Here is a 25,600-nt window from a genome sequence, read left to right as displayed (position 1 = left end):
GGACCGATCAGTAGGCCCTGCGAACGATGGTGCTTGACCTGGAGTTCGTGAGGACGTGGTGGTGGATGACACGCATCGCTGCGCCGTCTTACGACAGCGTGTGTTCGGCGCTGTCCCTGACGTGTCGAGCGCCCTCGGTGCACAACTGCCAACCCTGGCGGTGGCTGCTCGCCGAGCGATCGCTGCAGCTGTTCCTGGACGTTTCGCGGTTGCCGGAGGAGCTCGACCCGGTGGGGCGCGCGCAGGTGATCAGCTGCGGCGCCGCACTGCACCACGCGCGGGTCGCGTTCGCAGCGCTCGGTTGGCGGGCACTGGTGCACCGGCTGCCGAACCCGGCCCAGCCTGGACACCTGGCGTCGATCCAGTTCAGTCCGCGCGATCAGGTCTCCCCGGAGATGGTCGCGCTCGCCGGTCTCGCGGGGCAGCGGCACACCGCGCGGTTTTCATTCCGCGCGGAGACAGTTCCGCAGGAGTTGTTGACGACCCTGCGGGCCGCGTCCGAGACGGAGCACGGCGTCCTGGTGCGCGCCGCTGAGCACCGCTCGCTCCTGGTCGACGCCCTGCGGAGAGCCGCGCAATACCGGGAAACCCCCGAATACCAGAAGGCGATCGCCGATCTGGACGATCCCGAGCCGACGGCTCCAGTGCTGACCGACGAAGCGGAGCTAGCGGTGCTGGCCACCCGCGGCGACCGCGTCGACAGCTGGCTGGCGGTGGGGGAGGCACTCAGCGCGGTCCTGCTGGCGGCGGCGCGGGAGGGACTGGTCACCTGCCCGCTGAACCAATTGGGCGAGGTCGCCGAGGAGCGGGAACGGGTCCGGGCGGCGGTCCTCGGCGGTGGAGGCAATCCCCAGTTGGTGCTGCGCCTGGGCTGGCGGGCTTCGGACGAGCCGCTGCCGACGACGCCGCGCCGGGTGCTGGCGGACTCGATGGAACTGCTGCCGCCGCGCCGTTGATCGTGCACAGTAGAGCTCTACTGTGGACTTCCAATGGTCACCGGCGACGCCCGTTCAGGAGGCTTGGCGCGTGCAGGACAACGGGTTTCGAGCAGGCCCAGCAGACGCGAAATCGGTGCGCCGCTGGCGGCGCCGGCTCGCCGACGAGCACGAGGAGGCCAAGGTCTACCGGGAACTGGCCGCCCGGCGCTCCGGCGAGGAGCGGGAGATCCTGCTGGGCCTCGCCGAGGCAGAAGAACGGCACGCCGCCTACTGGGAAGAACTGCTCGGCGACGAGGTCGGCCCGAAGCGGCGCGGCCAGTTCCGGATGCGGCTGCTGGTGTTCCTCGCCCGCCGGTTCGGTTCGGTCTTCGTGCTCGCCCTGGCACAGCGCGCAGAAAGCCGCACACCGTACCGCTCCGACCGAGACGCGCCCCCGGCGATGGCGGCCGACGAGCGGATCCACGAAGAGGTGGTGCGGGCCCTCGCCGCGCGCGGGCGTGCCCGCGTTTCCGGAACTTTCCGCGCGGCGGTGTTCGGCGCCAACGACGGCTTGGTCAGCAACTTGGCACTGGTGCTGGGCGTCATCGGCGGGAACGTACCGACCTCGACCGTGCTGCTGATCGGCTTGGCGGGGCTACTGGCCGGTGCCCTGTCGATGGGGGCCGGCGAGTACATCTCGGTGCGTTCCCAGCGGGAACTGCTGGCCGCGGCCGCCCCGAATCCTGAAGCCCGCGCGGTGTTGCCCTACCTCGACGTCGATGCGAACGAACTCGCGTTGGTCTACCGGGCACGGGGGATGTCCGCCGACGAAGCCCAGCGCCGCGCGGACGCCCTGCTGCGCGACCCCAAACCACTGGTGTCGCCCGAAAAGCCCGCCGACGACCACGAGATCGTCGGGACCGGCACGAAGGCGGCGCTGTCCAGCTTCGTCTTCTTCGCCTCCGGCGCGCTGGTCCCGGTGCTGCCGTTCGTGTTCGGTCTCACCGGCGGCCTCGCCGCCCTCATCGCCGTCGTGCTCGTGGGCCTCGCGCTGATGCTCACCGGCGCCGCCGTCGGCGTGCTCTCCGGCGCTGCCCCGCTGCCCCGCGCCTTGCGGCAGCTCGCCATCGGCGCGGGAGCAGCGGCAGTGACCTACCTGCTCGGGTTGATCTTCGGCGCGACCGCTGGGTGAGTGGTCACCGGTCCAGCCGGGCCATCCCGGCGGGCGTGTAGCGCTCGCCGGCGGCGGCACCGGGCAGGAACAGCACGGACAGCTCGGCCACCACCGCCGGGTCCAGCTCGGTCGTGGCGGCGTGGATGTTGGCCTGCACCCGCTCGATGCGGCGGCTGCCCGGGATCGGCACGACGTCCTCGCCCTGGGCCAGCAGCCAGGCCAGCGCGAGTTGCGCCGGGGTGAGTCCCAGCGCCTCGGCCCGCTCCCGCAGCGGCTGGGTCAGCTCGATGTTGCGGCGCAGGCTCTCTTCCTCGAAGCGCGGGTACCGCTTCTTGCGCATTTCGAGGTTCTCCACGTCCGAGACGCTGCTGAACGCACCGGTCAGCACGCCACGGCCCAGCGGCGAGTACGCGACAAGCGCGACGCCGAGCTCCCGCAGCGCGGGCAGCAGCTCGGCCTCCGGGTCGCGGGTGAACAGCGAGTACTCCTGCTGCACCGCCGCGATCGGGTGCACCGAATGGGCGCGGCGCAAGGTTTCGGCGCTGATCTCGGACAGGCCGAGGTGCCGCACCTTGCCGGCCTGTACCAGCTCGGCCATCGCCCCGACGGTTTCCTCGATCGGCGTGGCCGGGTCGAGCCGGTGCAGGTAGTAGAGGTCGATGTGGTCCGTGCCGAGCCGGGCGAGGCTGGCCTCGACCGCCTGGCGTACGTACTCGGGGCGGCCGCCGCCGATGTCTTTGTCGGCGCCGAACTTGGTGGCCAGCACGACCTCGTCGCGGCGCTTCGCGAGCAGGCCGCTGATCAGCTCCTCGTTGTGCCCTTCGCCGTAGACGTCGGCGGTGTCCAGGAAGTCGACCCCGAGGTCGAGCAACTGGTTCAGCAGGCGGTCCGACGAGCACCGGGTTCAGCAGGCGGGCCGACTCTGCGTCGTCGGCGGCGCCGTACACCCCGGACAGGCCCATCGCGCCGTAGCCGATGGCGCTCACCAATGGGCCGCTGCGACCCAGTCGACGATGAGGCAGGGACGGTTGCGACACGTGCGCTCCGATCAATGTGGTTGGCTTTCGGTCCTGCTCCCAGCCTAGTCGCGCCCGGTCGACCGGCTCAGCATCTGGACCGACCACAAAGGACCGTCGAGGTCGGCGCGCGCTTCCGCCTTTACCTGCGGTGCGGTCTGGTCGAGACTCGGAACTTCGAGCGCGAGCGAGGAGAACGTGGCATGACGGAGCTGGCTGACCGCACGGCCGTGGATCTGGCGGCGGCGTACCGAGCGGGCGAGATTTCGCCGGTCGAAGTCGTGGATGCCGTGCTGGAGCGCATCGATTCCTACGAGCCCAAACTGTGCGCCCTCTACGCGCCGGACCCCGAAGGTGCGCGCGCTGCAGCGCAGGCGTCGGAACGGCGTTGGCGTGCCGGTACTCCGGCCGGGCCTGTCGACGGGGTTCCGGTGACGGTCAAGGAGAACATCGCGACGAGAGGAATGCCCGTGCCGCAGGGCACCGCGGCCACGGAGCTGTCCCCGGCTGGCGCAGACGCCCCCGCTGTGGCGCGTCTGCGAGAGAGCGGCGCGGTGATCTTCGCCAAGACGACCATGCCTGATTACGGCATGCTCTCCTCTGGGGCGTCGAGCTTCCACCACCTCTCCCGCAACCCTTGGGACCTGGGCCGCACCCCCGGCGGTTCCAGTGCCGGGGCGGGCGCGGCGGCCGCCGCCGGATACGGGCCGCTGCACGTGGGCACCGACATCGGTGGCTCGGTCCGGTTGCCCGCCGGGTGGTGCGGGGTGGTCGGGCTCAAACCCAGCTTCGGTCGGATCCCGGTCGCCCCGCCGTATCCGGGCCGGGTCATCGGCCCGCTGACCCGCACGGTCGCGGACACCGCGCTGCTGACGTCGGTGCTTTCGGCGCCGGACGCGCGAGACCACACGGCGCTTCCCCCGGCCGATGTCGACTGGACGCAGCTGGATTGCGACGTCGCCGGGCTGCGCGTCGCCCTGCTTCTCGACCAGCGCGTGGGGCTGCCCGTCGAACCGGCGGGCACCCCCCCCGCGCAGCGCATCTCTTCGAGGCGGCCGGGGCCGTGGTGGAACCGATCGACCCGTTCCTGTCCCGCGAGATGCTCGACGGCATGGACCGGTTCTGGCGGTTCCGGTCCTGGACCGACATCTCGGCCCTGCCCGCGGAGCGCCGCGCCAGAATCCTGCCGGGTATCGCGCAGTGGGCGACCAGCGCCAAGGACGTCTCGGCCGCCGACGTCTTCCACGGCTTCAGTCAGATGGATGCGATCTCGGTGGCCGCCAACAGGGTAGTCCGCGACTTCGACTTCGTGCTGTCCCCGGTGGCTCCGATCCCGGCGTTCCCGGCCGAGCAGGCCTACCCGACCGGAGACCCGATGCGAGCGATGGAGCACATCGCGTTCACGCTGCCCTACAACATGTCCGGCCAACCCGCCGTCTCGGTCAACTGCGGCTGGACCGAGGAGGGCCTGCCGATCGGACTGCAGATCGCGGGCGAGCGCTTCGACGACCTGGGGGTGCTTCGCCTGGCCCAGGCCTTCGAGCAGCTCCGCCCCGCGCAGCGCCCCTGGCCGAGGTTGTGATCACCAGGTGTGCGGGTCGTCGCCCCAGCGCTCGGGGATTCCGGCGGTGGCCAGGTCGATGGCTTCCGCCACGAGCTCGACCAGCCGCTCCAGGTCTCGGCGCGGGTCGGCGCACATTGTCTCCAGGCCTATGCGCAGCGCGCCCCAGACCATCCCGACCAGCACCCGCGGCCGAATGTCCCGGGCCGGGTCGACGCCTTGCCGCGCGGCGATCTCCGCGGTCAGCCGCTCCTCGCTGCCAGCCGCTCGGCGGAGGTTGCCCGCCAGCAGCGGCGGAGTCTTGTTGATCAAGTGCTGGACGCGGAGGAACCGGCGGACGTCGTCGGCGGCCGATTCGCGGATCATGCCCAGCACTGCGTGCCGCAGGGCGGTCAGCGGCGGTTCGCCGGCGGGCCGGGCGGCGAGGGCGTCGAGCACGAGGTCGTCGAACTCGGCGCCCTTGGCCAGGGCCACGTCCTCCTTGCCGGCGAAGTAGCGGAAGAACGTGCGCGACGAGATTTCCACCTCGGCGGCGATCTCGTCGATGGTGGTCGCGTCGTAACCCTTCGCCAGGAACAGGTCCAGGCCCGCGTCGATCAGGGCGGCCCGGGTGCGCTGCTTCTTGCGGGCGCGCAGGCCACCATAGTCGGTCGGGGCGGTCATGGTGGCCATTGTGCCAGACCGCGACATAAGTCATGTAACGACAATTGGCAGTGTATGACATTTTCTGTAGTGTCGGTCCCGACCACATCCGTGAAGGAGTTGCAGATGAGCAAGGGCCTGGAAATCCGCCTCGCGTCCCGCCCCAAGGGCTGGCCGACGTCGGAAAACTTCGACATCGTCGAGGTCGATGCACCGCAACCCGGCAACGGTGAGCTGCTGGTCCGCAACCTGTGGATGAGCGTCGACCCGTACATGCGCGGCCGGATGAATGCGGGCAAGTCCTACGTCCCGCCGTTCGAGGTGGGCAAGGCGCTGCAGGGTGGCGCGGTCGGCGAGGTCGTCGCCTCGAACGCAGCGGGTTTCCAGCCCGGTGACTTCGTGCTGCACAACTTCGGCTGGCGCGACTACGCGGCGTTCGGCGCCAAGCACGCCGTCAAGGTCGACCCGCAGGCCGCTCCGCCGAGCGCCTACCTCTACGTGCTCGGCATGCCCGGCATGACCGCGTACGTCGGGCTCGTCGACGTCGCCGAGCAGAAGGAAGGCGACGTCGTGTTCGTCTCCGGTGCGGCCGGAGCGGTGGGTTCGCTGGTCGGCCAGATCGCCAAGCAGCGCGGCGCGTCCCGGGTCATTGGCAGCGCCGGATCCGCGGAGAAGGTCCGCTACCTGCTGGACGAGGTCGGCTTCGACGCCGCGTTCAACTACCACGACGGCCCGGTCGCCGAGCAGCTCAAGGCCGCCGCGCCCGACGGCATCGACATCTACTTCGACAACGTCGGCGGCGAGCACCTGGAGGCTGCGATCGGCTCGCTGAACGACTTCGGCCGGGTCGCCGAGTGCGGCATGATCTCGCAGTACAACAACGCGGAGCCCAAGCCCGGCCCGAACAACTTGTTCATGCTGGTCTCCAAGCGGCTGAAGGTGCAGGGCTTCATCGTCGGCGACCACGCGCACCTCAAGGACCAGTTCTTCGCGGAGGTCGGGGGCTGGCTGCGCGACGGCAAGATCAACTACCGGGAGACGGTCGTCGAGGGCCTGCGCAACGCCCCGGACGCCTTCCTCGGCCTCATGCGCGGCGAGAACACCGGCAAGATGCTGGTGAAGATTGCCTGACCTGGACTACCGGCGGCTCGCGACGAAGGTCTCGATGCCGTCGAGGATCCGCTGCACGCCGAACTCGAAGGCGTGCTCGGGGTTGTGCGCCGAGCCGTGGGCCTCGCCCGCGGCGGCGCCGACGCGGGCGGCGGTCGGGTAGCGCTGCGGGTCGAGGAGCCGGCTGAGCAGCGGGGCGTGCGCACGCCACCACTGCTCGTCGGTCATCCCGCTGCGCTGCTCGACCTGCGCCATCTCCACCGAGCGGCGGGCCGCGGCCTCGGTGTGCCCCAGCACCAGGCTCAGCACGGAGTCCATCTCGACCTCGGCGAGCCCCAGCTCCGCGACCGCGCCCAGTTCGTAGTCGTACTTGGCGATCGCGTTCGGCCCCACCACCGCGCGCCCGGCCGCGACCTGCAGCATCCACGGATGCCGGTGGTACAGCGCCCAGTTCTCCCGGGCGATCTGAGCCAACCTGCCGCGCCAGTCCGATTCGGGTTCGGGGCGGGCGGTCTCGCCGTAGACCGTGTCGAGCATGACGTCGATCAGCTCCGCCTTGCCCGGCACGTATGTGTACAGCGACATGGTGCCGACGCCGAGGTGGTCGGCGACCCGGCGCATGGAGAGCGCGGCGAGCCCGTCGGCGTCGGCGATCTCGATCCCAGCCCGCACGATGCGGTCCACGCCGAGGTCGGAACGCCCCTTTCGGCCGCTGCCCGGCCCGTCGTGGGTCCGCCACAGCAGCGCCAGGCTGCGCGCCGGATCACCGCCGCCGCTGTACTCGATCGCCATCGCACCCGCCTCCGTACTCCGTACGCCTAGATCGTAGGAGAGCGGTCGGCGCCCGCCGTGGGGTGGACGGCGGTCACTCGGCGGGATGCGACTGCAGCCACTCCGCCCAGGTGATCTTGCCCCGGCGACCGCCCGGGCAGGTCATGTCGGTGGCGATGCGGCGCAGCCGATGCGGCGCCGGGAACCCCAGCACCCGGCGGTCGATGCCGCGCGCGCGTTGCCAGGTCCGCAGCGCATCACGGAGGGTGAGTACCTCCGGGCCGCCGAAGTCCTCGCGCCGCTGCCCGGCACCGCCGCGGATGCATTCGACCAGGTAATCGGCGAAGTCGCCGACGTCAGCGGGCTGTGTGGGCAGCGCGCCCGGCAGCGGCAGCACCGGCAGCCGGGAAGCCTGGTTGAACATCCGGTCCAGCAGCCAGTGGAACTGGGTCGCGCGCACGATCGACCAAGGCACGTCGGCGACGCTGACCAGCTCTTCGGCCGTGTGCTTCAGCCGCAGGTACGGCATGGCCGGCCGGTCCACGCCGACGATCGAGATGTACAGGAAGTGCCGGACCCGGGCCGCGGTGGCAGCTTCGAGCAACCGGCTGGTGCCGTCGACGTCCACGTCGGGCGGGCTGCGCCAGAAGTCGACCGGGTGCATGAAACCCCGCTGCGCGGCCGGGGAATACGTCGCCGCGTGCACCACTGTGTGCGCGGCGGCCACCGCCTCGGCGACACCTTCTCCGGTCGTGAGGTCTCCCTGCACCCACTCCGCATCGGGGTCGGTGCCAGGGCGGCGCGTCAGGACCCGCACCCGGTGCGTGGGCTTGAGCAGGCGCACCAGCTCGCGCCCGAGGTGTCCGGTTCCGCCGGTGATCGCGACTGTGTCCATGTCGGCACCCCCTGGATCAACTGTCCCACCGGGGTGCCTGGGTCGCGAAGGCTAGCGGTTCAACACCGGACCGGTGATGCCGTCGATGACGCCACCGACTTCCGGCAGCAGGCCTGGGTGCGTCGGTTTGGAGCTGCTCGGCGGGGTCGGCTCCGGCTCGGGCTGCGAAGGCGGGGCCGTTTCGTTCGGCTGCTCCGACGGCTGCGTGGTCTGGGACGGCTCGGAGGACTGGGTCGGCTCCGGCTGCGAGGACTCCGCAGGGGTCGAGGTCCGGGAAGTCGGCTTCGGTGCCTTCGTGGTTTCCGGGGCCTCGGTCTGCGCGGGTGGCTTGGTGGTCGTCGGCGCGGTGCCGGTGGTGGTCGGCCCAGGCTCGGGGGTCACGCTGGCGACCAGCCGCGGTTCCGGCGTCGGGGCGGTCAAGTCCGGGACGGTGGGAGTGACCTGTGGCACGAGGAACTTCGCCCCAGACTGGGCGGCGGCCACCTGCGGACCCGGTTCCGGGGGGGCCTGCGGCGCGTCGGTGCGGTGGTAGGCGCTGCTGACCGCGATCACGGTGAGGAACACGGCGACCGCGTAGCCGATCACCCGTGGGGGAGTGGCGTGCTGCCACGTCTTGGGTTCCACCCGCCGGTGGCGGCCCCGAGTGCGGGCTCGCGGCAACGACGACTTACCCACTGTTGTCACCCACCTCTCGGCCATATGGTGTGCTCGCGACGCCGCCGTTCACTCGAAAGAGTGATTGCGGCCGGTCGAACCCTACGACACCGCGGGTCCGGGTCGCCAGCCCCCCGGTCCGATGGGGATTGCAAGATCATCACCGGTGGGCGGGGGTGCGGCCGCCCCGGCGGACCAGAACGGCCCCGCCGCAGGCGAGGCCGGAGTCCATTCTGGACGATCAGCGGTGGCCGATCAGGCGGATCTCCCGCCGCAACTGCGCCACCGCGCCCTTCAGGCCACGGCCCGACGGCTGATTGCCGTCCAGCACATCGGTGAACATGACAACACCCAAGATCAGCACGAACAGCAAGGCCACAACGACGACGAACACTTTGCTCACCCCTTCTGCCCAGAACATCGATCAAGGGCGCCGTTCGTTACCGGCTATCCGGCAGATGTGTCGCGGGACGCACGCGGTGGAGCGGACGGGTGCGGGAGCCGAGGCGCGCCGCCCATAGGATTGCGCCGTTGTCCAGGACCGGCCGAACGGGCGGCTCAGGCCAAAACCCGCGAAGACTAGCCTGGACGAATGGCGAAGAACCGGCCCAATCCAGCGCAATGGGTCTGGTACGCCTTCGGTGGCAAGCTTCCCGACCGGTGCGCCGAGTGGGTGTTGCACGACGTCACGTGCCCGACCTGGGTGCTGCGGCATCTCGGCCGCGCCCTCACCCAGTTGGCGCCGTTCTGCCTCCTGGTGCTGCTGCCCGGTCCGCTGTGGATCAGGCTGGTCTCGATCCTGCTGGGCTTGCTGGTCGGGCTGTTCTATTCGGTCTGCTACCTGGGGGAGACCGCCGAACACCGCTCCATCAAACACGGTTTCGCGCCGGGTGTCGCGCGCGAAACCCGGGAGCTCCGCCGGGACGTGAACCGGGCGGCGAGGCACGGCGTCGGCTACCGACCGTGGTGGGAATAGCGGCGGCGGTTTGCGCCGTGTCGACTGCTCTCGTGAGTGGTTGCTCCGGTTCTCAAGACCGGTTCTTACCGGAACAACCACTCACCACCCTCTCCGGGGCTGTGCGTCGGGCTCGATCCAGTCTCGGTCGCCGTCTTGTAGCCAGTCGCTGATGCTGCTCAGCTCGAACCGAGCACGTCGGCCTGTTCCGGTCCGATCAGGATGTGCCGCCCGGCCGAATCGGTGACGCGCACCTCGGGAATCCGCAGTGCGACGGTGACCGGCCCCTTGTCGGCCTGCGCCGGAATGTGCCAGGACTTTCCGTGGCGATCTCGGACATGATCCGCAGTTGTAGTTCGGTCCGCTTCCGCGTGAGCTCGCCGCTCATGCGCTCTCCCGAATTGATCTCGTGTTTGCCTTGGTTGCAGGGCTGATGCAGTGAAGCTCGCAAGATGCGATGGTTGCAAGCAATCATCCGATCAGGTCATTGTGGACGGTCCGCTGGCTTCGAGATCCTGATCAAAATAACGCTTCGCAGGAGGTTGCTATGCCGGGAAACCGCCATACGTCAGTACGTTCTCGTCAGATAGCAAATGAATTGCGGCGATATCGGGAGAAAGCGGGACTTAGCTGCACTGAAGCAGGCGCCAAGCTTGGGGTGTCCGGCAGTAAGATCAGCCGCATCGAGACCGGCGTCAGCGGCCTGCAGATCGAGGACGTGGCGGCACTGCTCGGGCTCTACCACGTCCCGGATGCGGAACGGCACACGTTGGTCGAGTTGGCCAAGAGTGCCGACCAGAAGGGCTGGTGGGAAAGGCAAACAGGCTTGCCGCAGAATTGGAAGAACCTCATGGAGTTCGAAGCCAAGGCAAGCCGCATCCAGAATTTCGAGAACATGTTCGTGCCCGGTCTGCTCCAGACGGCGGAGTACAGCAGGGCAATCCTCCGAGCGATCGACGACACGCTTAGTGAGGATGAGTTGGAGAGCCTCATCGCAACGCGGATGGCGCGTCAGATCGTGCTCACCAGGTCGCAGGCGCCCCAGTTTCTCGCGGTCATCGACGAGAACGCCCTACGCCGGACGATCGGCGGATCCGGAGTGATGAAGCGGCAGTTGCAACATCTGTTGACCATCGCTGATACACGCAACGTGGTCCTACGAGTGGTCCCGACGTCGGCTGGTGTGTACGTCGGGCTGCAAGGGCCGTTCCTCTTGCTTGAGTTCCAAGACGAGCCGGACATCGTCTATGTCGAGAACCACTACACGATGCTCTTCTTGGAAGAAGAGCAAGATCTGGCCTCCTATCGCATGGGTTTGCGGAATATCCTCGGCGTGGCTCTTGCACCGGGTGCAACGGCCGAGCTCATTAAGAGCGTTGTTGGCGAAGCTTGACCACGAGAGGTTTGCACGATGCCTGCGCTGGACATAAGGACTGTGCGATGGCGCAAGAGTAGCCGCAGTAGCGCCGCTGCGAACTGCGTTGAGGTGGCGTTCCTCGACGCGGCTTGGTGCAAGAGCAGCCTGAGTGGGGCGAACGCCAACTGTGTCGAGGTCGCCTTCGCTGGACCTGCCGTCGGGGTGCGAGACTCCAAGGACCCCGACGGTGCAGTCTTGGCCTTCCCGGTCGATCGGTGGTCTCGGTTCGTCGAGTCGCTGCGCTGAGGGTGGGCGATGGATCTTCTTTCTGTGTTGCCTGCGTTCCTGCTTGCCGTCGTGCTGATCTCGGCCGCGCCCGGGCCGGGCACTGGTGACGCACGTGGTGCGTCGTGCTGGTGAGATAGGTGGTGCAGTCTGCCGTCGGCTACTTGGAGGAATGACATGGGCAAGGTCACGGCCAGCGCGGAGCGCCGGACCGGCGCATCCGCGGAGCAGGTGCGGACGATCATCGCCGACTACGCGCAAAGCAGGCCGAAGATCCTTACCGAGCACTACCGGGACTACGCGGTTGTCGAAGGCGGCACGGGTGCGGGAACGATCGCGACCTGGAAGCTCCAGGCAACCTCCAAACGCGTGCGTGACGTCAAGGCCGTCGTGAGCGAGCCGGAGCCCGGCAAGCTCGTCGAGACCGACGCGAACTCCAGCATGGTGACCACGTGGACGGTGCGCGAGGAGAACGGCGGCTGCCTCGTGCGGATCGAGACCACGTGGGAAGGCGCGAAGGGAATCGGCGGATTCTTCGAGCGAACGTTCGCCCCGGGCGGTCTCAAGCGCATCTACGCCGGAGTTCTCGAGAAGTTGGACGCCCTCCCCAAGGAGTCGTGACAAGGCGCGGCGAGTATTCGCATCTGCTCCTCGCCGTGTCCGACACACCGGCGCTTCGCCTGTTCGAAGGAATTCGCACGGCGAAGCGCCGGTGCGTTTCTGCCATCTTCGCTCGCCGGGGCGCACGTCAGGTTCCCGCCAGGCAGAGAACCGGAACTCTGGGTAACCGCGTGATCATTGCGCGTGGTGGCCGCTGGTCATACCTTCAGTGAACGGGCCGACCGGCTCGTCATGGTCGCCCTCCGAACGTCGTATTAGAGGGCATCACAGACCGAAGGGGTGCAGCGCAACCATGCCCAACATCGTTCGTGCGGCGCTGGTCCAGGCGAAGTGGACCGGCGACACCGCCTCGATGGTCGACCAGCACGAGAAGCACGCCCGCGCCGCAGCTGGCCAGGGCGCCCGGATCATCGGCTTCCAGGAGGTCTTCAACGCCCCGTACTTCTGCCAGGTGCAGGAGGCGGAGCACTACCGCTGGGCGGAACCGGTGCCGGACGGCCCGACCACGCAGCGGATGTGCGCGCTGGCGCGGGAACTCGGCATGGTCGTCGTCGTACCGGTCTACGAGATCGACGGCCCCGGCTTCTACTACAACACCGCCGCCGTGATCGACGCCGACGGCAGCTACCTCGGCAAGTACCGCAAGCACCACCTGCCGCACCTGCCCGGGTTCTGGGAGAAGTACTACTTCCGGCCCGGCAACCTCGGCTGGCCGGTCTTCAACACCGCGGTTGGCCGGGTCGGCGTCTACATCTGCTACGACCGGCACTTCCCGGAGGGCTGGCGGGCGCTCGGGCTGGCCGGCGCGCAGGTGGTCTACAACCCGTCGGCGACCAGCCGCGGCCTCTCGTCCTACCTGTGGAAGCTCGAACAACCGGCCGCGGCGGTCGCCAACGAGTACTTCATCGCGGCGATCAACCGAGTCGGCGTCGAGGAGTACGGCGACAACGACTTCTACGGCACCAGCTACTTCGTCGACCCGTACGGGCAGTTCGTCGGCGAGCCCGCCAGCGACGCCGACGAGGAACTCGTGGTGCGCGACCTCGACTTCGACCTGATCGACGAGGTCCGCCAGAAATGGGCGTTCTACCGCGACCGGCGCCCCGACGCCTACCGCCTGCTGACCGAGCCGTGAGGGGAGCGACGATGACGAGCACGCACTCCGAGCTGACCAAGCGGCACCGCGCGGTGCTGCCGGACTGGCTCACGCTGTACTACGACGAGCCGATCGACATCGAGCGCGGCGAGGGCCGGCATGTCTGGGACGCCGAGGGCAACCGGTACCTGGACTTCTTCGGCGGCATCCTCACGACGATGACGGCACACGCGCTGCCCGAGGTGACGGCGGCGGTCAGCGCGCAGGCCGGCCAGATCCTGCACACCTCGACGCTGTACCTCAACCGCCCGATGATCGAGCTCGCGGAGCGGGTCGCGGAGCTGTCCGGCATCGAGGACCCGCGGGTGTTCTTCACGACCAGCGGCACCGAGGCCAACGACACCGCGCTGCTGCTGGCCACCGGCTACCGCGCCTCGAACCAGGTGCTGGCGCTGCGCAACAGCTACCACGGCCGGTCGTTCTCGGCGCTGGCGGTGACCGGCAACCGTGGCTGGTCGCCGACGAGCCTGTCGCCGGTGCAGACGGCGTACGTGCACGGCAGCCGTCGGCGCGGCACACCGCTCGCCGACCTGCCGGACGAGGAGTTCACCGCCGCGTGCGTGTCCGATCTGGAGGACGTGCTCGGGCAGTTGCACGGCAACGTCGCCTGCCTGATCGCCGAACCCATCCAGGGCGTGGGCGGGTTCGCCACCCCGCCCGACGGCTTGTTCGCGCGGTTCAAGGAGGTCCTCGACCGGCAGGGCATCCTGTGGATCAGCGACGAGGTGCAGACCGGCTGGGGGAGGACTGGCGAGCACTTCTGGGGCTGGCAGGCGCATGATGCGAACGGGGCGCCGGACATCGTCACCTTCGCCAAGGGCATCGGCAACGGCCTGTCGGTCGGTGGCGTCATCGCCCGCGCCGAGATCATGAACAGCGTCCGGGCGAACTCGATCTCCACCTTCGGCGGCAGCCCGATCACCGCCGCTGGGGCGCTGGCCAACCTCGACCACCTCCTCGCCAACGACCTGCAGGGCAACGCCGCGCGTGTCGGTGCGGTCCTGCGCGAAGAGCTCGACGGAGCGCTCGGCCGGATCCCGACGGTCGTCGACGTGCGGGGCAAAGGCCTGATGATCGGCGTCGAACTGGCGCACGCCGACGGAACGCCCGCGCCGGAGATCGCCACCGAGGTGCTCGAATCGGCCCGGCGGCGTGGCGTGCTCATCGGCAAGGGCGGACTGGACGGCAACGTGCTGCGCGTCGCGCCGCCGCTGAGTCTCACCGAGGCCGAGGCGCGCGAAGGCGGTCAGATCCTGGTGGCGGCGCTGGAGGAGGCGGGGCGGCGATGAGCCGAACGATCATCCGCGGTGGCCTGGTGATCACCGCGACCGAGGAGACCCGAGCGGACGTGCTCGTCGAGGGCGAACAGGTCGCCGCGATCGCCGCGCCCACCGTCGCCGAGCAGTGGGTGTCCACTGCGGACAGCGTGATCGACGCGTCCGGGCACTACGTCATCCCGGGCGGCGTGGACGGGCACACGCACATGCAGATGCCCTTCGGCGGGACGTTTGCGTCGGACACGTTCGAGACCGGAACCCGGGCCGCTGCGTGGGGCGGTACCACCACGATCGTCGACTTCGCGATCCAGCCGGTCGGCGGCTCCCTACGCGAGGGCCTGGACGCCTGGCACGCCAAGGCCGATGGGCGGTGCGCGATCGACTACGGCTTCCACATGATCCTCTCCGACGTCGGCGACGAAGCGCTGAAGGAGATGGACGCGCTGGTCGCCGAGGGGATCACCAGTTTTAAGCTGTTCATGGCGTACCCCGGCGTGTTCTACAGCGACGACGGGCGGATCCTGCGCGCCATGCAGCAGGCCGCCGACAACGGTGCGTTGACGATGATGCACGCCGAGAACGGCATCGCCATCGACGTGCTGGTGCAGCAGGCGCTGGCCGCCGGGCGCACCGACCCGAAATTCCACGGGCAGGTCCGGCACCCGCTGCTGGAGGCCGAAGCGACGCACCGGGCGATCCAGCTGTCCAGAGTGGCCGGTGCACCGCTGTACGTCGTGCACGTCTCCGCCGCCGACGCAGTCGCGGAGATCACCCGGGCCCGCGACAACGGGCTCAACGTCTTCGGCGAAACCTGCCCGCAGTACCTGTTCCTCACCACCGACGACCTAGCGCGGCCGGAGTTCGAGGGCGCGAAATACGTCTGCTCGACACCGCTGCGGCCGGTCGAACATCAGGCGGACCTCTGGCAGGCGCTGCGCACCAACGACCTCTCCGTGGTGTCGACCGACCACTGCCCGTTCTGCTTCAAGGATCAGAAGGAGCTCGGCCGCGGCGACTTCTCGAAGATCCCCAACGGCATCCCGGGCGTGGAGAACCGGATCGACCTGTTGCACCAGGCTGTGGTGGAGGGGCGCATCAGCCGCCGCAGGTGGATCGAGCTGGCCTGCACAACCCCGGCCCGGATGTTCGGCCTGCACCCGCGCAAGGGCACCATCGCGCCCGGCGGGGACGCGGACATCGTGATCTACGACCCGCGCGCCGAGCAGGTGCTCTCGGCCGAGACGCACCACATGAACGTCGACTACAACGCCTACGAGGGCAAGCGGATCACCGGACAGGTGCGCACCGTGCTGTCCCGCGGCGAAGTCGTTGTTGACGCCGGCACCTACAGCGGCCGGGCCGGGCGCGGCCGGTTCCTGCCGCGCGACACCTGCCAGTACCTGATCTGACCGGCTTGGGGGATGAAGCATGGATTTCGGACTTGTTCTGCAGACCGATCCGCCGGCCTGGTCGGTGGTGGACCGGATGCGCCGGGCCGAGCGGCTCGGCTTCAGCCACGGCTGGACCTTCGACTCCTGCGTGCTGTGGCAGGAGCCGTTCGTCATCCACAGCCAGATCCTGGCCGCAACCGAGCGGCTGACCGTCGGCCCGATGGTCACCAACCCGGCCACTCGCGACTGGACGGTCACCGCCTCGACCTTCGCCACGCTCAACGACATGTTCGGGCCGCGCACGGTGTGCGGCATCGGCAGGGGCGACTCCGCGGTGCGCGTCACCGGGGGCAGGCCGACCACGCTCGCGACGCTCGAAAAGGCCATGCACGTGATCAAGGACCTCGCCGAGGGCCGAGAGGTGCAGCTGCACGGCACCCCGGTGCGCCTGCCGTGGGTACGCGATGGCCGGCTGCCGATCTGGATGGGTGCTTACGGGCCGAAGGCCCTGGAGCTTGCCGGTCGGCAGGCCGACGGCTTCATCCTGCAGCTCGCCGATCCGTACCTGACGCGGTGGATGGTCGACCACGTCCGGCAGGCGGCCCGTGACGCCGGGCGCGACCCGGCGTCGATCAGCGTCTGCGTGGCGGCCCCGGCCTACGTCGGCGACGACCTCGACCACGCCCGCGAGCAATGCCGCTGGTTCGGCGGGATGGTCGGCAACCACGTCGCCGACCTGGTCGCCCGCTACGGCGACACCACCGGGGCGGTGCCCGCCGCTCTCACCGACTACATCAAGGGCCGGGACGGCTACGACTACTCGCACCACGGGCGTGCCGACAACCCCAGCACCGAGTTCGTGCCGGACGAGATCGTGGACCGCTTCTGCCTGCTCGGCCCTGCCCAGGCACACGTGAACAAACTGCGGGAACTCCGCGACGCGGGAGTGGACCAGTTCGCGATCTACGCCATGCACGATGCCGTGGACTCCACAGTGGACGCCTACGGCGAGAGCGTCATCCCGGCCATGTCCTGACACCCCACGACCCCTGCGGCGGCGGTCACACGGCCCCGGGTTTGTAGAGTTCCGCCCGAAGTGGCAGCCCGATCGGCGGGGTGGAACGGGGAGGGGCGCCATGCGGCAGGGACTCGGCGCGAAGCTGGGCATCGGCTGGAAACTGCACGGGGACGGCTCCACGCCGCGCCCCGGCGAGACGGTGGCTCCGGACGAGCGGCTGTCCTGGGGGCGCACCGTCGGGCTCGGCGCGCAGCACGTGGTGGCCATGTTCGGCGCCACCTTCGTCTTCCCGGTGCTGATGGGACTGGACCCGAACCTCGCGATCATGGTCTCGGGCGTGGCGACCATCCTCTTCCTGCTGATCGTGCAGGGAAAGATCCCCAGCTACCTGGGCAGCAGCGCGTCCTTCGTGGGTGTGGTGACAGTGATCCGGGCCGGTGGTGGGGACAGCTCGACGGTCACCGGTGCGATCCTGGTGCTCGGCCTCGTGCTGTCCGTGGTCGGGGTGATCATCCACTTCGTCGGCCCGCAGGTGGTGCACCGGTTGTTGCCGCCCGCGGTCTCGGGCGCGGTGGTGATGCTGATCGGCTTCAACCTCGCCCCGGTAGTCGCCGAGTCGTACTGGCCGCAGGACCAGTGGATCGCGCTGATCACCATGATCCTCGTGCTCGGCTGCAGCGTGCTGCTGCGCGGATTCTGGTCCCGCATCGCGGTGCTGATCGGGCTTGTCGCCGGCTACGCCCTGTCGTGGCTGTTCGACCTGGGCTTCGGACCGATCACCGCGCCGAACGCCAGCGGTGTGGTCAGCACGCACTTCCGGCTCGACCTCAGCGGCGTCGCGGACGCCAGCTGGTTCGGCCTGCCGACGCTGCACGCGCCGTCGTTCGACGCGGCGGCGATCATCGTCGTGCTTCCCGTGGTGATCGCGCTGATCGCGGAGAACACCGGGCACGTCAAGGCCGTCGAGGAGATGACCGGCACAAAGCTGGACGGCAGCCTCGGGCGCGCGATCTTCGCCGACGGCCTCGCCAGCACGCTCTCCAGCGCTGTCGGCGGCCCACCCACGACCACCTACGCCGAGAACATCGGAGTCATGGCCGCCACCCGGGTGTACTCCACGGCGGCCTACTGGGTGGCCGCGATCGTGGCGATCCTCTTCGGGTTGTGCCCCAAGTTCGGCGCGGTGATCGCGGCGACCCCGGGTGGCGTGCTAGGCGGCATCACCGTCGTGCTCTACGGCATGATCGGCCTGCTGGGCGCGAAGATCTGGACGGAGAACCGCGTCGACCTCGGCGACCCGGTCAACCTGATGCCGCTGGCCGCCGGGCTGGTCGTCGGCATCGGCGGGGTGTCGCTGCAGATCACCCCGCAGTTCAGCCTCAGCGGCATCGCTCTGGGCACCGTCGTGACGCTGCTGGGCTACCACGTGCTGCGGTTGCTCGTGCCCGCCCGCAGGTGACCGCCTCCCGGTCTCTGATCGTCAGTGCGGGTGCGGCTGGCAAGCCGTAGGTTCGCAGACGACGACCGGCGTCGAGGAGGCCGCCATGCTGCGTCCCGTGCACTTCGAGATCCACGCGGGAGACGTGGACCGCGCCCGCACGTTCTACTCGACCGTGTTCGGCTGGCGGTTCCAGCAGTGGGGCGACGAGCAGTACTTGTTGGTCTTGACCGGTGAAGGCCCGGGTATCGACGGCGGCTTGCTGCCCCGCGAGGGCCCCGAGCCCTCCGACGAGACGCCGATCGCGGCGTTCGCGACGACTGTGGAAGTGGACGACGTCGAGGCCATGCTGTCGATCGTGGAAACCGCGGGCGGCCGGGTTGCGATGCCCAAGACCGCCCTGACCGGCATGGGCTGGGTGGCCTACTGCCGGGACACCGAGGGCAACATCTTCGGCATGTTCGAGGCCGACGACCTGGCGAGCTGACGTCACCCGGGCACCCCCCGCACCATCGCGATGTCGGCCGCGGTCACTGGGCGGCCAGGCAGCGGTGTGCCGGGGCGGGCCTGCAGGCCGTCGAGCATCAGCGTCAGGTAGCGGGCCGGTGCTTCGTGGCGGATGTCGTCGGGGGCGCCGTGCACACCCTGCAGCACGAGGGACAGGATCACACCCAGGTCACCGCTGCTGACGTCCGGGCGCAGCGAACCGTTGGCCTGTGCGCCGCGTACAAGCCCGTCCAGGATTTCCAGCGGTTCGTTGCGGGCCTGGTCGACTGCCGGGTCCGTGCCCAGGATCCCCCTGGCGCGGGGGGAGAGCATGGAAAACCGGATCACCGTGCGCAGGTCCACCGTGCAGGTCCACCGCGCGCAGCAGGAAACCGGTCAGCGCGCGCCACGGATCGGACTCGCGGTCGCAGATCGTGCGGGCTTCGTCGAGAACCCGCTGGAACGCGTCCCGGCCGATGGCGCTGAGCAGCGAATCGCGGTCTGGGAAGCGGCTATACAGCGTGCCGATCCCGACGCCTGCGGCGCGGGTGATCTCCTCCATCGGCACCTCGGTGCCGCGCTCGGTGAGGACGGTCCGTGCAGCCGCGATGATCCGGTCCCGGTTGCGGCGGGCGTCGGCCCGCAGCCGTGGCGTGGCGTCGGTCATCATGATCGTTGCTCGCGTGCTGTGCATTGGGTTGGGCGGATTGTCGCATGTTCCAGGCCGAAAGTGATGGACGGGAAAGTTCCGGTTCGCTATAAGACGGAAGAGATCCATCCACTTGTTCGCTCGGTGATCAGGGAGCCACGATGTCGGAGCAAGCCATTGACCCGGCGGTCTACCCGAAAGCTCGCACCTGCCCGTTCGCACCCGAACCGGAATACGCCGAACTGCGCGCCGAAGCGCCGGTCACCAAGGTCCCGATGGCGGGCGGCGGAACCGCCTGGTTGGTCACCCGGCACGAGCATTTCCGCCAGGTGCTCACCGATCCGCGGATGAGTTCCAACCTGCGCCGTCCCGGATACCCGCAGCTCTCGTCCGGCCAGCGCGCCATCGCCGACCTCATGGCACCGTCGATAATCGGGTTGGACGGGCCCGCGCACACCGCGGCCCGACGCGCCGTGCTCGGCGAGTTCACCGTGCGGCGGATCGAGGCGATGCGACCGCGCATCCAGCAGATCGTCAACGACTGCATCGACGAGATGCTCGCCGGGCCCCGCCCGGTCGACCTGGTGCGGGCGATGTCGCTGCCGGTGCCCTCGCTGGTGATCTGCGAGCTGCTGGGCGTGCCCTACGCCGAGCACGACTTCTTCCAGGAGCGAACCAGCCGGTTGTTTCGGAGGACGACCTCCGCCGAGAGCCGCGGCGCCGCTATCGGGGAAATCCAGGCATACCTGGACGGGTTGGTGACCGCCAAGGAGCACGAGCCCACCGACGACCTGATCGGCAGGCAGATCCGCAAGCAGCGCGAAACCGGCGAGGTCGACCACGACGCGCTCGTGCTGATGGCGTTCCTGTTGCTGATCGGCGGGCACGACACGAGCGCGAGCATGATCTCGCTGGGAACCCTGGCGCTGCTGGAGAACCCGGACCAGCTGGCGGAGATCGTCGCCGACCCGGCCAAGACGCTGCCCGCCGTCGAGGAGCTGCTGCGCTACTTCACCATCATCGAGGCGGGGACCTCGCGCACCGCGGTGGAGGACGTCGAGATCGGCGGCGTGCTGATCCGGGCAGGGGAGGGTGTTGTCGCGCTGGCCAGCTCGGCCAACCGCGACCCCGAGGTCTTCGACCGGCCCGACGAACTGGACATCAACCGCAACGCCCGCGGGCACGTCGCGTTCGGCTTCGGCCCGCACCAGTGTCTGGGGCAGAACCTGGCGCGGCTGGAACTGCAGATCGTTTTCGACACGTTGTTCCGGCGGCTGCCAGGACTGCGGCTGGCCGTCGGCGTCGACGACATACCGTTCAAGTCCGACGCCACCATCTACGGGATCTACGAAATGCCCGTGACCTGGTGAGAGGAGCGATCATGCGGATCGAGGCGGATCTGGACCGCTGCGTGGGCGCGGGCCAGTGCGTGCTGACCGAACCGGCGCTGTTCGACCAGAACGACGAGGACGGCCGGGTGGTGCTGCTGGCGACCGAGGTCGACGACGGCGACGACAGCGCGGTGGCCGCAGTGCGGGAAGCGGTGCACGTCTGCCCGTCGGGTGCGCTGTCGTTGGTCGACGACCGGTAGCCGACCAGGAGATCGCGGACCGCTTTCTCATCCGAGTAGCGGCGCGTTAAGCGGCGCCACCTCCCCCTCTCCTGGAGATGGCGCCGCTGGCGCGGTTGAGCCGCCATCCGGCAGCTTGCTGCCTGTGACGTAACGGTCACAGGGCATTAGGTCCCTGGACCGGCCCGTTTAAGGCTTTCTTGATCTTGTCCGCAGCAGCCGGCAGAACAGCCGCCGCGCCGGATTCTTCCTGCGGGAAGGGGCTGCGCCACTGCTGCGGAGTTGTTCGAATCGGCCAAGAGGGTGCGATGGAAGACACCCGTGGGGTGCCTTTAATCCCACCGATACAACGCCCTACGATTGATTTCGTAAGCGATGGTTCCCCAAACCCTCTTCCGTTCGTCCTGCCCTTTGTCGGCAATGCCTAGCGCGCGCGGAAGGCGGGGAGGTTTGCAGAAGGGAGGCAAGAAGTGACAACGGTGTGGGTGGCCCTGGCGGTCGAGTCGGTTGTACTGCTGGCGGTGGCGGGAGCGATGACCAAGTGGGCGCAGCGGCTGCAGCCGGGCACCCCTGGCCAGGTGATCGAGGCGATCGGCCCAGCGGCCGAGCGCCTCGCTTGAGGAAGCGCAGTCGGGCTTGTTCCCGCGGTCGGGAACGAGCCCGCGAACTTCGAACCGGCCACGGAGCGGTGAATCCAATCGCCGCTCGGCCGGTTTTCGTTACCCAATTCCGGGTGTCTTTTTGATTGACGTGCACCACGCGTCGATTCCGCGATTTTCCCGACCCGGTTGTTTGCAAAGGTAACTAATGTCGCGGTTGGCCAGGTATGCGTGATCGGCATGTGATGCCGCACATGTCGGTCGCGGCAGGTGCGGCGACCGATAGGGTGGGCCGAACGAGGTCCGCACGCCGATCGGGAAGGGCATCCGTGAGTCCAGTCGAACAGTCCAGTGGTCCACAGCCGGGTGGTCCGGTGCTGCCGAGTTCGGGCTCCAGATCGGTGCTGACCAACTACCGGACGTTCATCGAGCGCGCGGTGCACAAACCGAACCTGGTCGGTGCGGTCGCGCCCAGCTCACCGAACCTCGCTCGCGAGATGGCGGCCGTGGTGCCGACCGCCGGCAGCCCAGTGGTCGTGGAGCTGGGGCCCGGCACCGGCGCGCTCAGCAGCGGGATCGCCCAGCGACTGCCCGTTGGCGGCCGCCAGGTGGCGATCGAGGTGGACTCCGGCATGGTCGAGTACCTGCGCGCGGAACTGCCGTGGCTGGAGGTGATCCAGGGCGACGCTTCCCGACTCGGCGACCTGCTGGCCGATGCGGGCATCGACAGGGTCGACGCGGTGGTCAGCGGCCTGCCGTGGTCGATCTTCCCGGCCAAGCTGCAGCAGGACATCCTGGACCAGGTCGGCGCGGTCCTCGCGCCCGGCGGTGCCTTCACGACCTTCGCCTACGTGCACGCCCTGGGCATGGCCGGCGCCCGGCAGTTCCGCCGCCGCCTGGACCTGAGCTTCGACGAGGTGCTGACCTCGCACACCGTGTGGCGCAACATCCCGCCCGCCCGCATCTACGTCTGCCGCCGCCCCCGCCAGGACTGATCCGCCTCAGGCCGCGCCGTGCTGCGTGGCCTGCCTCAGGTCGGGACATCCATTCCTGGTGGGACTCCACAGATGGGCGCGAGCTGGGCGACTTCCTCGCGCCGCAGGGGCGGATCTGAGAAGAACGGGCCCGGTGCGCTTGTCGCGCACCGGGCCCGTTCGGTATTTCCCGGCCGGATCGGCAGGGGATCAGGAGCGGATCATCTTGCGCAGCACGTACTGCAGGATGCCGCCGTTGCGGAAGTAGTCCGCCTCGCCGGGGGTGTCGATGCGGACCTTGGCGTCGAACTCCACGGTGGAGCCGTCGGCCTTGGTCGCGGTCACCTTCACGGTCTCCGGGGTCTCGCCCTCGTTGAGCTTGGTGATGCCCGCGAAGTCGAAGGTCTCGGTGCCGTCCAGACCCAGGGACTTGGCGGACCGACCCTCCGGGAACTGCAGCGGGATGACGCCCATGCCGATCAGGTTCGAGCGGTGGATGCGCTCGAAGGACTCGGCGATGACGGCGCGGACCCCGAGCAGCCGGGTGCCCTTGGCGGCCCAGTCGCGGGACGAACCGGATCCGTACTCCTTGCCGCCGAGCACCACCAGCGGGATGTCCTGGGCGGCGTAGTTCTGCGCGGCGTCGTAGATGAACGCCTGCGGGGCGCCGTCCTGGGTGAAGTCCCGGGTGTAGCCGCCCTGCACGTCGTCCAGTAGCAGGTTGCGCAGCCGGATGTTGGCGAAGGTGCCCCGGATCATCACCTCGTGGTTGCCGCGGCGGGAACCGTAGGAGTTGAAGTCCTTGCGGTCGATTCCGTGGTCGGTGAGGTACTTGCCCGCAGGCGAGTCCGGTTTGATCGCGCCGGCCGGCGAGATGTGGTCGGTGGTGACCGAGTCGCCGAGCAGCGCGAGCACGCGGGCACCGGAGATGTCGGTGACCGGAGCCGGTTCCATCGCCATGCCCTCGAAGTACGGGGGCTTGCGCACGTAGGTGGAGTCGGCGTCCCACTCGAAGGTCTGGCCCTCCGGGGTGGGCAGCGACCGCCACCGCTCGTCGCCCTTGAAGACGTCCTCGTAGGACTTGGTGAACATCTCGTTGGTGATCGCCGAGTCGATGACGTCCTGGACCTCCTGCGGCGACGGCCAGATGTCGCGCAGGTAGACAGGCTTGCCGTCGGTGTCGGTGCCCAGCGGGTCGTTCTCGAAGTCGAAGTCCATCGAGCCCGCGAGCGCGTAGGCGATCACCAGCGGCGGCGAGGCCAGGTAGTTCATCTTGACGTCGGGGTTGATCCGGCCCTCGAAGTTCCGGTTGCCCGACAGTACTGAGACCACCGACAGGTCGTTGTCCTGCACCGCGGCGGAGATCTCCTCCGGCAGCGGGCCGGAGTTGCCGATGCAGGTGGTGCAGCCGTAGCCGACCAGGTGGAAGCCCAGCTTCTCCAGGTACGGCCAGAGACCGGCCTTCTCGTAGTAGTCGGTGACGACCTGCGAGCCGGGGGCCATCGAGGTCTTCACCCACGGTTTGCGGGTCAGGCCCTTGTCGACGGCGTTGCGGGCCAGTAGCGCCGCGCCCAGCATCACCGACGGGTTGGAGGTGTTGGTGCAGGAGGTGATCGAGGCGATCACCACCGCGCCGTGGTCCAGCTCGAACTCGCCGAGCTCCTCCGAGGCGACCTTGACCGGTTTGGAGATCCGGCCGTTCGAGCCGTTGGCGGCCGAGACGATCTGCGGCGCGGACTCGTGGTGGGTGAGCGCCGGGGCGTCGCTGGCGGGGAAGGACTCCTCACCGGCCTCGTCGAGCGCCTTGTCGTCGGCGGTCTCGACCTTGGCGTAGTCGGTCAGCGTGGTGCGGAACGACTGCTTGGCCTCGGCCAGCACGATCCGGTCCTGCGGTCGCTTCGGCCCAGCGATGGACGGGACCACAGTGGACAGGTCGAGCTCCAGGTACTCGGAGTACTCCGGCTCGTGGCTCGGGTCGTGCCAGAGGCCCTGTTCCTTGGCGTAGGCCTCGACCAGGGCGACCTGCTCGGCGGAGCGACCGGTGAGCTTGAGGTAGCGGACGGTCTCGTCGTCGATCGGGAAGATCGCGCAGGTGGAGCCGAACTCCGGGCTCATGTTGCCGATGGTGGCGCGGTTGGCCAGCGGCACCGAGGCGACGCCGGAACCGTAGAACTCGACGAACTTGCCGACGACGCCGTGCTTGCGCAGCACCTCGGTGATCGTCAGCACCACGTCGGTGGCGGTGGCGCCGGCCGGGATCTCGCCGGTGAGCTTGAAGCCGACGACGCGCGGGATGAGCATCGACACCGGCTGGCCGAGCATCGCGGCCTCGGCCTCGATGCCGCCGACGCCCCAGCCCAGCACGCCCAGGCCGTTGACCATGGTGGTGTGCGAGTCGGTGCCCACGCAGCTGTCCGGGTAGGCCTGGCCATCCCGGGCCATCACGGTGCGGGCCAGGTGCTCGATGTTGACCTGGTGCACGATGCCGGTGCCCGGGGGGACGACCTTGAACTCGTCGAAGGCGCCCTGGCCCCAGCGCAGGAACTGGTAGCGCTCCTTGTTGCGGCCGTACTCGAATTCGACGTTGCGCTCGAAGGCGTCCGGCTTGCCGAACACGTCGATGATCACCGAGTGGTCGATCACCAGCTCCGCCGGGGCCAGCGGGTTGACCTTGGAGGTGTCGCCGCCGAGGTCGGACACCGCCTCGCGCATGGTGGCCAGGTCGACCACGCAGGGCACGCCGGTGAAGTCCTGCATGATCACCCGGGCCGGGGTGAACTGGATTTCGGTGGCGGGCTCGGCCTTGGCGTCCCAGTTGGCGAGGGCGCGCACGTGGCCGGCGGTGATGTTCGCGCCGTCCTCGGTGCGCAGCAGGTTTTCCAGGAGGATCTTGAGGCTGTAGGGCAGCCGCTGCGCGCCGTCGACCGCGCTGAGCCGGAACACCTCGTAAGAGGCGTCACCGACGTTCAGCGTGCCGCGGGCGCCGAAGCTGTCCTTGCTCGCAGGTGCAGTCACGTTCAACTCCATCTCGCGACGGGCGCAAGTTCGGGAACGATTGCGAGTCTCGCGCACGTCGGCCGAGCG

Annotated in this window: 25 protein-coding genes and 2 pseudogenes; 18 read left to right on the top strand and 9 right to left on the bottom strand. The window is 68.9% G+C overall.

Features of this window, described 5'->3' with window-relative positions; genetic code table 11:
* Positions 1–65 precede the first annotated feature (65 nt).
* Together SSPN_RS0106660 and SSPN_RS0106655 are read left to right on the top strand one after the other, a co-directional pair.
* Positions 66–956, top strand: a complete 891-nt coding sequence (locus SSPN_RS0106660) for a nitroreductase family protein (RefSeq protein WP_187764604.1) — start codon at positions 66–68, stop codon at positions 954–956.
* A 70-nt stretch (positions 957–1,026) separates the two neighbouring features.
* Positions 1,027–2,109 (top strand): VIT1/CCC1 transporter family protein, encoded by a 1,083-nt coding sequence (locus SSPN_RS0106655; RefSeq protein ID WP_010693079.1) that lies wholly within the window; start codon positions 1,027–1,029, stop codon positions 2,107–2,109.
* A 4-nt stretch (positions 2,110–2,113) separates the two neighbouring features.
* Here SSPN_RS0106655 and SSPN_RS0106650 read toward each other — a convergent pair.
* Positions 2,114–3,128: pseudogene (locus tag SSPN_RS0106650) on the bottom strand (aldo/keto reductase).
* Between the two features lie 182 nt (positions 3,129–3,310).
* On the opposite strand from SSPN_RS0106650, the pseudogene SSPN_RS49905 reads away from it, so the two are divergent.
* Positions 3,311–4,689: pseudogene (locus SSPN_RS49905) on the top strand (amidase).
* Here SSPN_RS49905 and SSPN_RS42740 read toward each other — a convergent pair.
* Positions 4,690–5,331 carry a TetR family transcriptional regulator gene (locus SSPN_RS42740; protein WP_101377323.1) on the bottom strand — a complete coding sequence of 214 codons (642 nt, stop codon included), beginning with the start codon at positions 5,329–5,331 and terminating at the stop codon, positions 4,690–4,692.
* Between the two features lie 105 nt (positions 5,332–5,436).
* Here SSPN_RS42740 and SSPN_RS0106630 point away from each other — a divergent pair, with 105 nt between their 5' ends.
* Positions 5,437–6,441, top strand: coding sequence for an NADP-dependent oxidoreductase (locus SSPN_RS0106630; RefSeq protein WP_010693076.1), 1,005 nt, complete (start codon positions 5,437–5,439; stop codon positions 6,439–6,441).
* A gap of 6 nt (positions 6,442–6,447) precedes the next feature.
* Here SSPN_RS0106630 and SSPN_RS0106625 read toward each other — a convergent pair whose 3' ends face one another.
* The 4 genes from SSPN_RS0106625 to SSPN_RS56465 all read right to left on the bottom strand — a co-directional run bounded on the left by SSPN_RS0106625 (position 6,448) and on the right by SSPN_RS56465 (position 9,143).
* Complete coding sequence (locus SSPN_RS0106625; RefSeq protein ID WP_010693075.1) at positions 6,448–7,212, bottom strand: TetR/AcrR family transcriptional regulator; 765 nt, start codon at positions 7,210–7,212, stop codon at positions 6,448–6,450.
* 73 nt (positions 7,213–7,285) lie between these two features.
* Positions 7,286–8,086, bottom strand: coding sequence for an SDR family oxidoreductase (locus SSPN_RS0106620; protein ID WP_010693074.1), 801 nt, complete (start codon positions 8,084–8,086; stop codon positions 7,286–7,288).
* A gap of 51 nt (positions 8,087–8,137) precedes the next feature.
* Positions 8,138–8,770 carry a hypothetical protein gene (locus SSPN_RS0106615; RefSeq protein ID WP_143539633.1) on the bottom strand — a complete coding sequence of 211 codons (633 nt, stop codon included), beginning with the start codon at positions 8,768–8,770 and terminating at the stop codon, positions 8,138–8,140.
* Between the two features lie 211 nt (positions 8,771–8,981).
* A complete protein-coding gene (locus SSPN_RS56465; protein WP_158309531.1) occupies positions 8,982–9,143 on the bottom strand; it encodes a hypothetical protein in 162 nt (53 codons plus the stop codon).
* Between the two features lie 189 nt (positions 9,144–9,332).
* Here SSPN_RS56465 and SSPN_RS0106605 point away from each other — a divergent pair, with 189 nt between their 5' ends.
* The 10 genes from SSPN_RS0106605 to SSPN_RS0106560 all read left to right on the top strand — a co-directional run bounded on the left by SSPN_RS0106605 (position 9,333) and on the right by SSPN_RS0106560 (position 18,725).
* On the top strand, positions 9,333–9,716 hold the full coding sequence (locus SSPN_RS0106605; protein ID WP_010693068.1) for a DUF5313 family protein: 384 nt from the start codon (positions 9,333–9,335) through the stop codon (positions 9,714–9,716).
* A gap of 526 nt (positions 9,717–10,242) precedes the next feature.
* Positions 10,243–11,088 carry a helix-turn-helix domain-containing protein gene (locus tag SSPN_RS0106600; protein WP_044572652.1) on the top strand — a complete coding sequence of 282 codons (846 nt, stop codon included), beginning with the start codon at positions 10,243–10,245 and terminating at the stop codon, positions 11,086–11,088.
* Positions 11,089–11,106: 18 nt separating this feature from the next.
* Positions 11,107–11,358 (top strand): DUF397 domain-containing protein, encoded by a 252-nt coding sequence (locus SSPN_RS42730; protein ID WP_044572651.1) that lies wholly within the window; start codon positions 11,107–11,109, stop codon positions 11,356–11,358.
* A gap of 156 nt (positions 11,359–11,514) precedes the next feature.
* Positions 11,515–11,958 (top strand): SRPBCC family protein, encoded by a 444-nt coding sequence (locus SSPN_RS0106590; protein ID WP_010693062.1) that lies wholly within the window; start codon positions 11,515–11,517, stop codon positions 11,956–11,958.
* A gap of 292 nt (positions 11,959–12,250) precedes the next feature.
* Positions 12,251–13,093: a nitrilase-related carbon-nitrogen hydrolase gene (locus tag SSPN_RS0106585; RefSeq protein WP_010693060.1), complete on the top strand. Its 843-nt coding sequence runs from the start codon at positions 12,251–12,253 to the stop codon at positions 13,091–13,093.
* An 11-nt stretch (positions 13,094–13,104) separates the two neighbouring features.
* The gene (locus SSPN_RS0106580) at positions 13,105–14,403 is read left to right on the top strand and encodes an aspartate aminotransferase family protein (protein ID WP_010693059.1); all 1,299 of its coding nucleotides are present in this window, start codon (positions 13,105–13,107) and stop codon (positions 14,401–14,403) included.
* Positions 14,400–15,800 (top strand): dihydropyrimidinase, encoded by a 1,401-nt coding sequence (hydA, locus tag SSPN_RS0106575; protein WP_010693058.1) that lies wholly within the window; start codon positions 14,400–14,402, stop codon positions 15,798–15,800. The genes SSPN_RS0106580 and hydA overlap by 4 nt, the downstream gene beginning before the upstream one ends.
* Before the next feature lie 19 nt (positions 15,801–15,819).
* Entirely contained in the window at positions 15,820–16,818 is a 999-nt protein-coding gene (locus SSPN_RS0106570; RefSeq protein WP_010693057.1) for a TIGR03842 family LLM class F420-dependent oxidoreductase, read from the top strand.
* Between the two features lie 100 nt (positions 16,819–16,918).
* The gene (locus SSPN_RS0106565; protein WP_010693056.1) at positions 16,919–18,259 is read left to right on the top strand and encodes a uracil-xanthine permease family protein; all 1,341 of its coding nucleotides are present in this window, start codon (positions 16,919–16,921) and stop codon (positions 18,257–18,259) included.
* Positions 18,260–18,344: 85 nt separating this feature from the next.
* Positions 18,345–18,725: a VOC family protein gene (locus SSPN_RS0106560; protein ID WP_010693055.1), complete on the top strand. Its 381-nt coding sequence runs from the start codon at positions 18,345–18,347 to the stop codon at positions 18,723–18,725.
* A gap of 2 nt (positions 18,726–18,727) precedes the next feature.
* Here the strand turns inward: SSPN_RS0106560 and SSPN_RS59375 are convergent, their stop codons facing one another.
* Together SSPN_RS59375 and SSPN_RS42725 are read right to left on the bottom strand one after the other, a co-directional pair.
* Positions 18,728–18,979 (bottom strand): hypothetical protein, encoded by a 252-nt coding sequence (locus SSPN_RS59375; RefSeq protein ID WP_337466341.1) that lies wholly within the window; start codon positions 18,977–18,979, stop codon positions 18,728–18,730.
* Positions 18,915–19,394 carry a TetR/AcrR family transcriptional regulator gene (locus SSPN_RS42725; protein ID WP_010693054.1) on the bottom strand — a complete coding sequence of 160 codons (480 nt, stop codon included), beginning with the start codon at positions 19,392–19,394 and terminating at the stop codon, positions 18,915–18,917. Before SSPN_RS42725 ends, SSPN_RS59375 begins: the two co-directional genes overlap by 65 nt.
* Before the next feature lie 140 nt (positions 19,395–19,534).
* Between SSPN_RS42725 and SSPN_RS0106550 the strand changes: the two genes are divergently transcribed.
* The 4 genes from SSPN_RS0106550 (at position 19,535) to SSPN_RS0106535 (ending at position 22,537) form a co-directional block, all read left to right on the top strand.
* Positions 19,535–20,743: a cytochrome P450 gene (locus SSPN_RS0106550; RefSeq protein ID WP_010693053.1), complete on the top strand. Its 1,209-nt coding sequence runs from the start codon at positions 19,535–19,537 to the stop codon at positions 20,741–20,743.
* A gap of 11 nt (positions 20,744–20,754) precedes the next feature.
* Entirely contained in the window at positions 20,755–20,964 is a 210-nt protein-coding gene (locus SSPN_RS0106545) for a ferredoxin (protein ID WP_010693052.1), read from the top strand.
* 449 nt (positions 20,965–21,413) lie between these two features.
* Entirely contained in the window at positions 21,414–21,563 is a 150-nt protein-coding gene (locus SSPN_RS57540) for a hypothetical protein (RefSeq protein WP_170121581.1), read from the top strand.
* A gap of 416 nt (positions 21,564–21,979) precedes the next feature.
* Positions 21,980–22,537, top strand: a complete 558-nt coding sequence (locus SSPN_RS0106535) for a class I SAM-dependent methyltransferase (protein ID WP_083821845.1) — start codon at positions 21,980–21,982, stop codon at positions 22,535–22,537.
* A gap of 189 nt (positions 22,538–22,726) precedes the next feature.
* On the opposite strand, the gene acnA is transcribed toward SSPN_RS0106535, so the two are convergent.
* Positions 22,727–25,543 carry an aconitate hydratase AcnA gene (acnA, locus tag SSPN_RS0106530; protein WP_010693049.1) on the bottom strand — a complete coding sequence of 939 codons (2,817 nt, stop codon included), beginning with the start codon at positions 25,541–25,543 and terminating at the stop codon, positions 22,727–22,729.
* Between the last annotated feature and the right edge of the window lie 57 nt (positions 25,544–25,600).

The organism is Saccharopolyspora spinosa NRRL 18395, from assembly GCF_000194155.1.
Taxonomy (GTDB): Bacteria; Actinomycetota; Actinomycetes; order Mycobacteriales; family Pseudonocardiaceae; genus Saccharopolyspora; species Saccharopolyspora spinosa.
The sequence above is the reverse complement of the archived record's forward strand: the minus strand, read 5'-3'. Positions and strand labels throughout refer to the sequence as shown.

Coding starts and splice junctions, on each gene's coding strand:
- acnA (WP_010693049.1), bottom strand. CDS start 25,543: ATGGAGTTGAACGTGACTGCACCTGCGAGCAAGGACAGCTTCGGCGCC.
- hydA (WP_010693058.1), top strand. CDS start 14,400: ATGAGCCGAACGATCATCCGCGGTGGCCTGGTGATCACCGCGACCGAG.
- SSPN_RS0106545 (WP_010693052.1), top strand. CDS start 20,755: ATGCGGATCGAGGCGGATCTGGACCGCTGCGTGGGCGCGGGCCAGTGC.
- SSPN_RS0106565 (WP_010693056.1), top strand. CDS start 16,919: ATGCGGCAGGGACTCGGCGCGAAGCTGGGCATCGGCTGGAAACTGCAC.
- SSPN_RS0106585 (WP_010693060.1), top strand. CDS start 12,251: ATGCCCAACATCGTTCGTGCGGCGCTGGTCCAGGCGAAGTGGACCGGC.
- SSPN_RS0106590 (WP_010693062.1), top strand. CDS start 11,515: ATGGGCAAGGTCACGGCCAGCGCGGAGCGCCGGACCGGCGCATCCGCG.
- SSPN_RS42730 (WP_044572651.1), top strand. CDS start 11,107: ATGCCTGCGCTGGACATAAGGACTGTGCGATGGCGCAAGAGTAGCCGC.
- SSPN_RS0106630 (WP_010693076.1), top strand. CDS start 5,437: ATGAGCAAGGGCCTGGAAATCCGCCTCGCGTCCCGCCCCAAGGGCTGG.
- SSPN_RS0106625 (WP_010693075.1), bottom strand. CDS start 7,212: ATGGCGATCGAGTACAGCGGCGGCGGTGATCCGGCGCGCAGCCTGGCG.
- SSPN_RS0106660 (WP_187764604.1), top strand. CDS start 66: ATGACACGCATCGCTGCGCCGTCTTACGACAGCGTGTGTTCGGCGCTG.
- SSPN_RS0106570 (WP_010693057.1), top strand. CDS start 15,820: ATGGATTTCGGACTTGTTCTGCAGACCGATCCGCCGGCCTGGTCGGTG.
- SSPN_RS0106580 (WP_010693059.1), top strand. CDS start 13,105: ATGACGAGCACGCACTCCGAGCTGACCAAGCGGCACCGCGCGGTGCTG.
- SSPN_RS42740 (WP_101377323.1), bottom strand. CDS start 5,331: ATGACCGCCCCGACCGACTATGGTGGCCTGCGCGCCCGCAAGAAGCAG.
- SSPN_RS42725 (WP_010693054.1), bottom strand. CDS start 19,394: ATGATGACCGACGCCACGCCACGGCTGCGGGCCGACGCCCGCCGCAAC.
- SSPN_RS0106605 (WP_010693068.1), top strand. CDS start 9,333: ATGGCGAAGAACCGGCCCAATCCAGCGCAATGGGTCTGGTACGCCTTC.
- SSPN_RS0106620 (WP_010693074.1), bottom strand. CDS start 8,086: ATGGACACAGTCGCGATCACCGGCGGAACCGGACACCTCGGGCGCGAG.
- SSPN_RS0106550 (WP_010693053.1), top strand. CDS start 19,535: ATGTCGGAGCAAGCCATTGACCCGGCGGTCTACCCGAAAGCTCGCACC.
- SSPN_RS0106600 (WP_044572652.1), top strand. CDS start 10,243: ATGCCGGGAAACCGCCATACGTCAGTACGTTCTCGTCAGATAGCAAAT.
- SSPN_RS0106560 (WP_010693055.1), top strand. CDS start 18,345: ATGCTGCGTCCCGTGCACTTCGAGATCCACGCGGGAGACGTGGACCGC.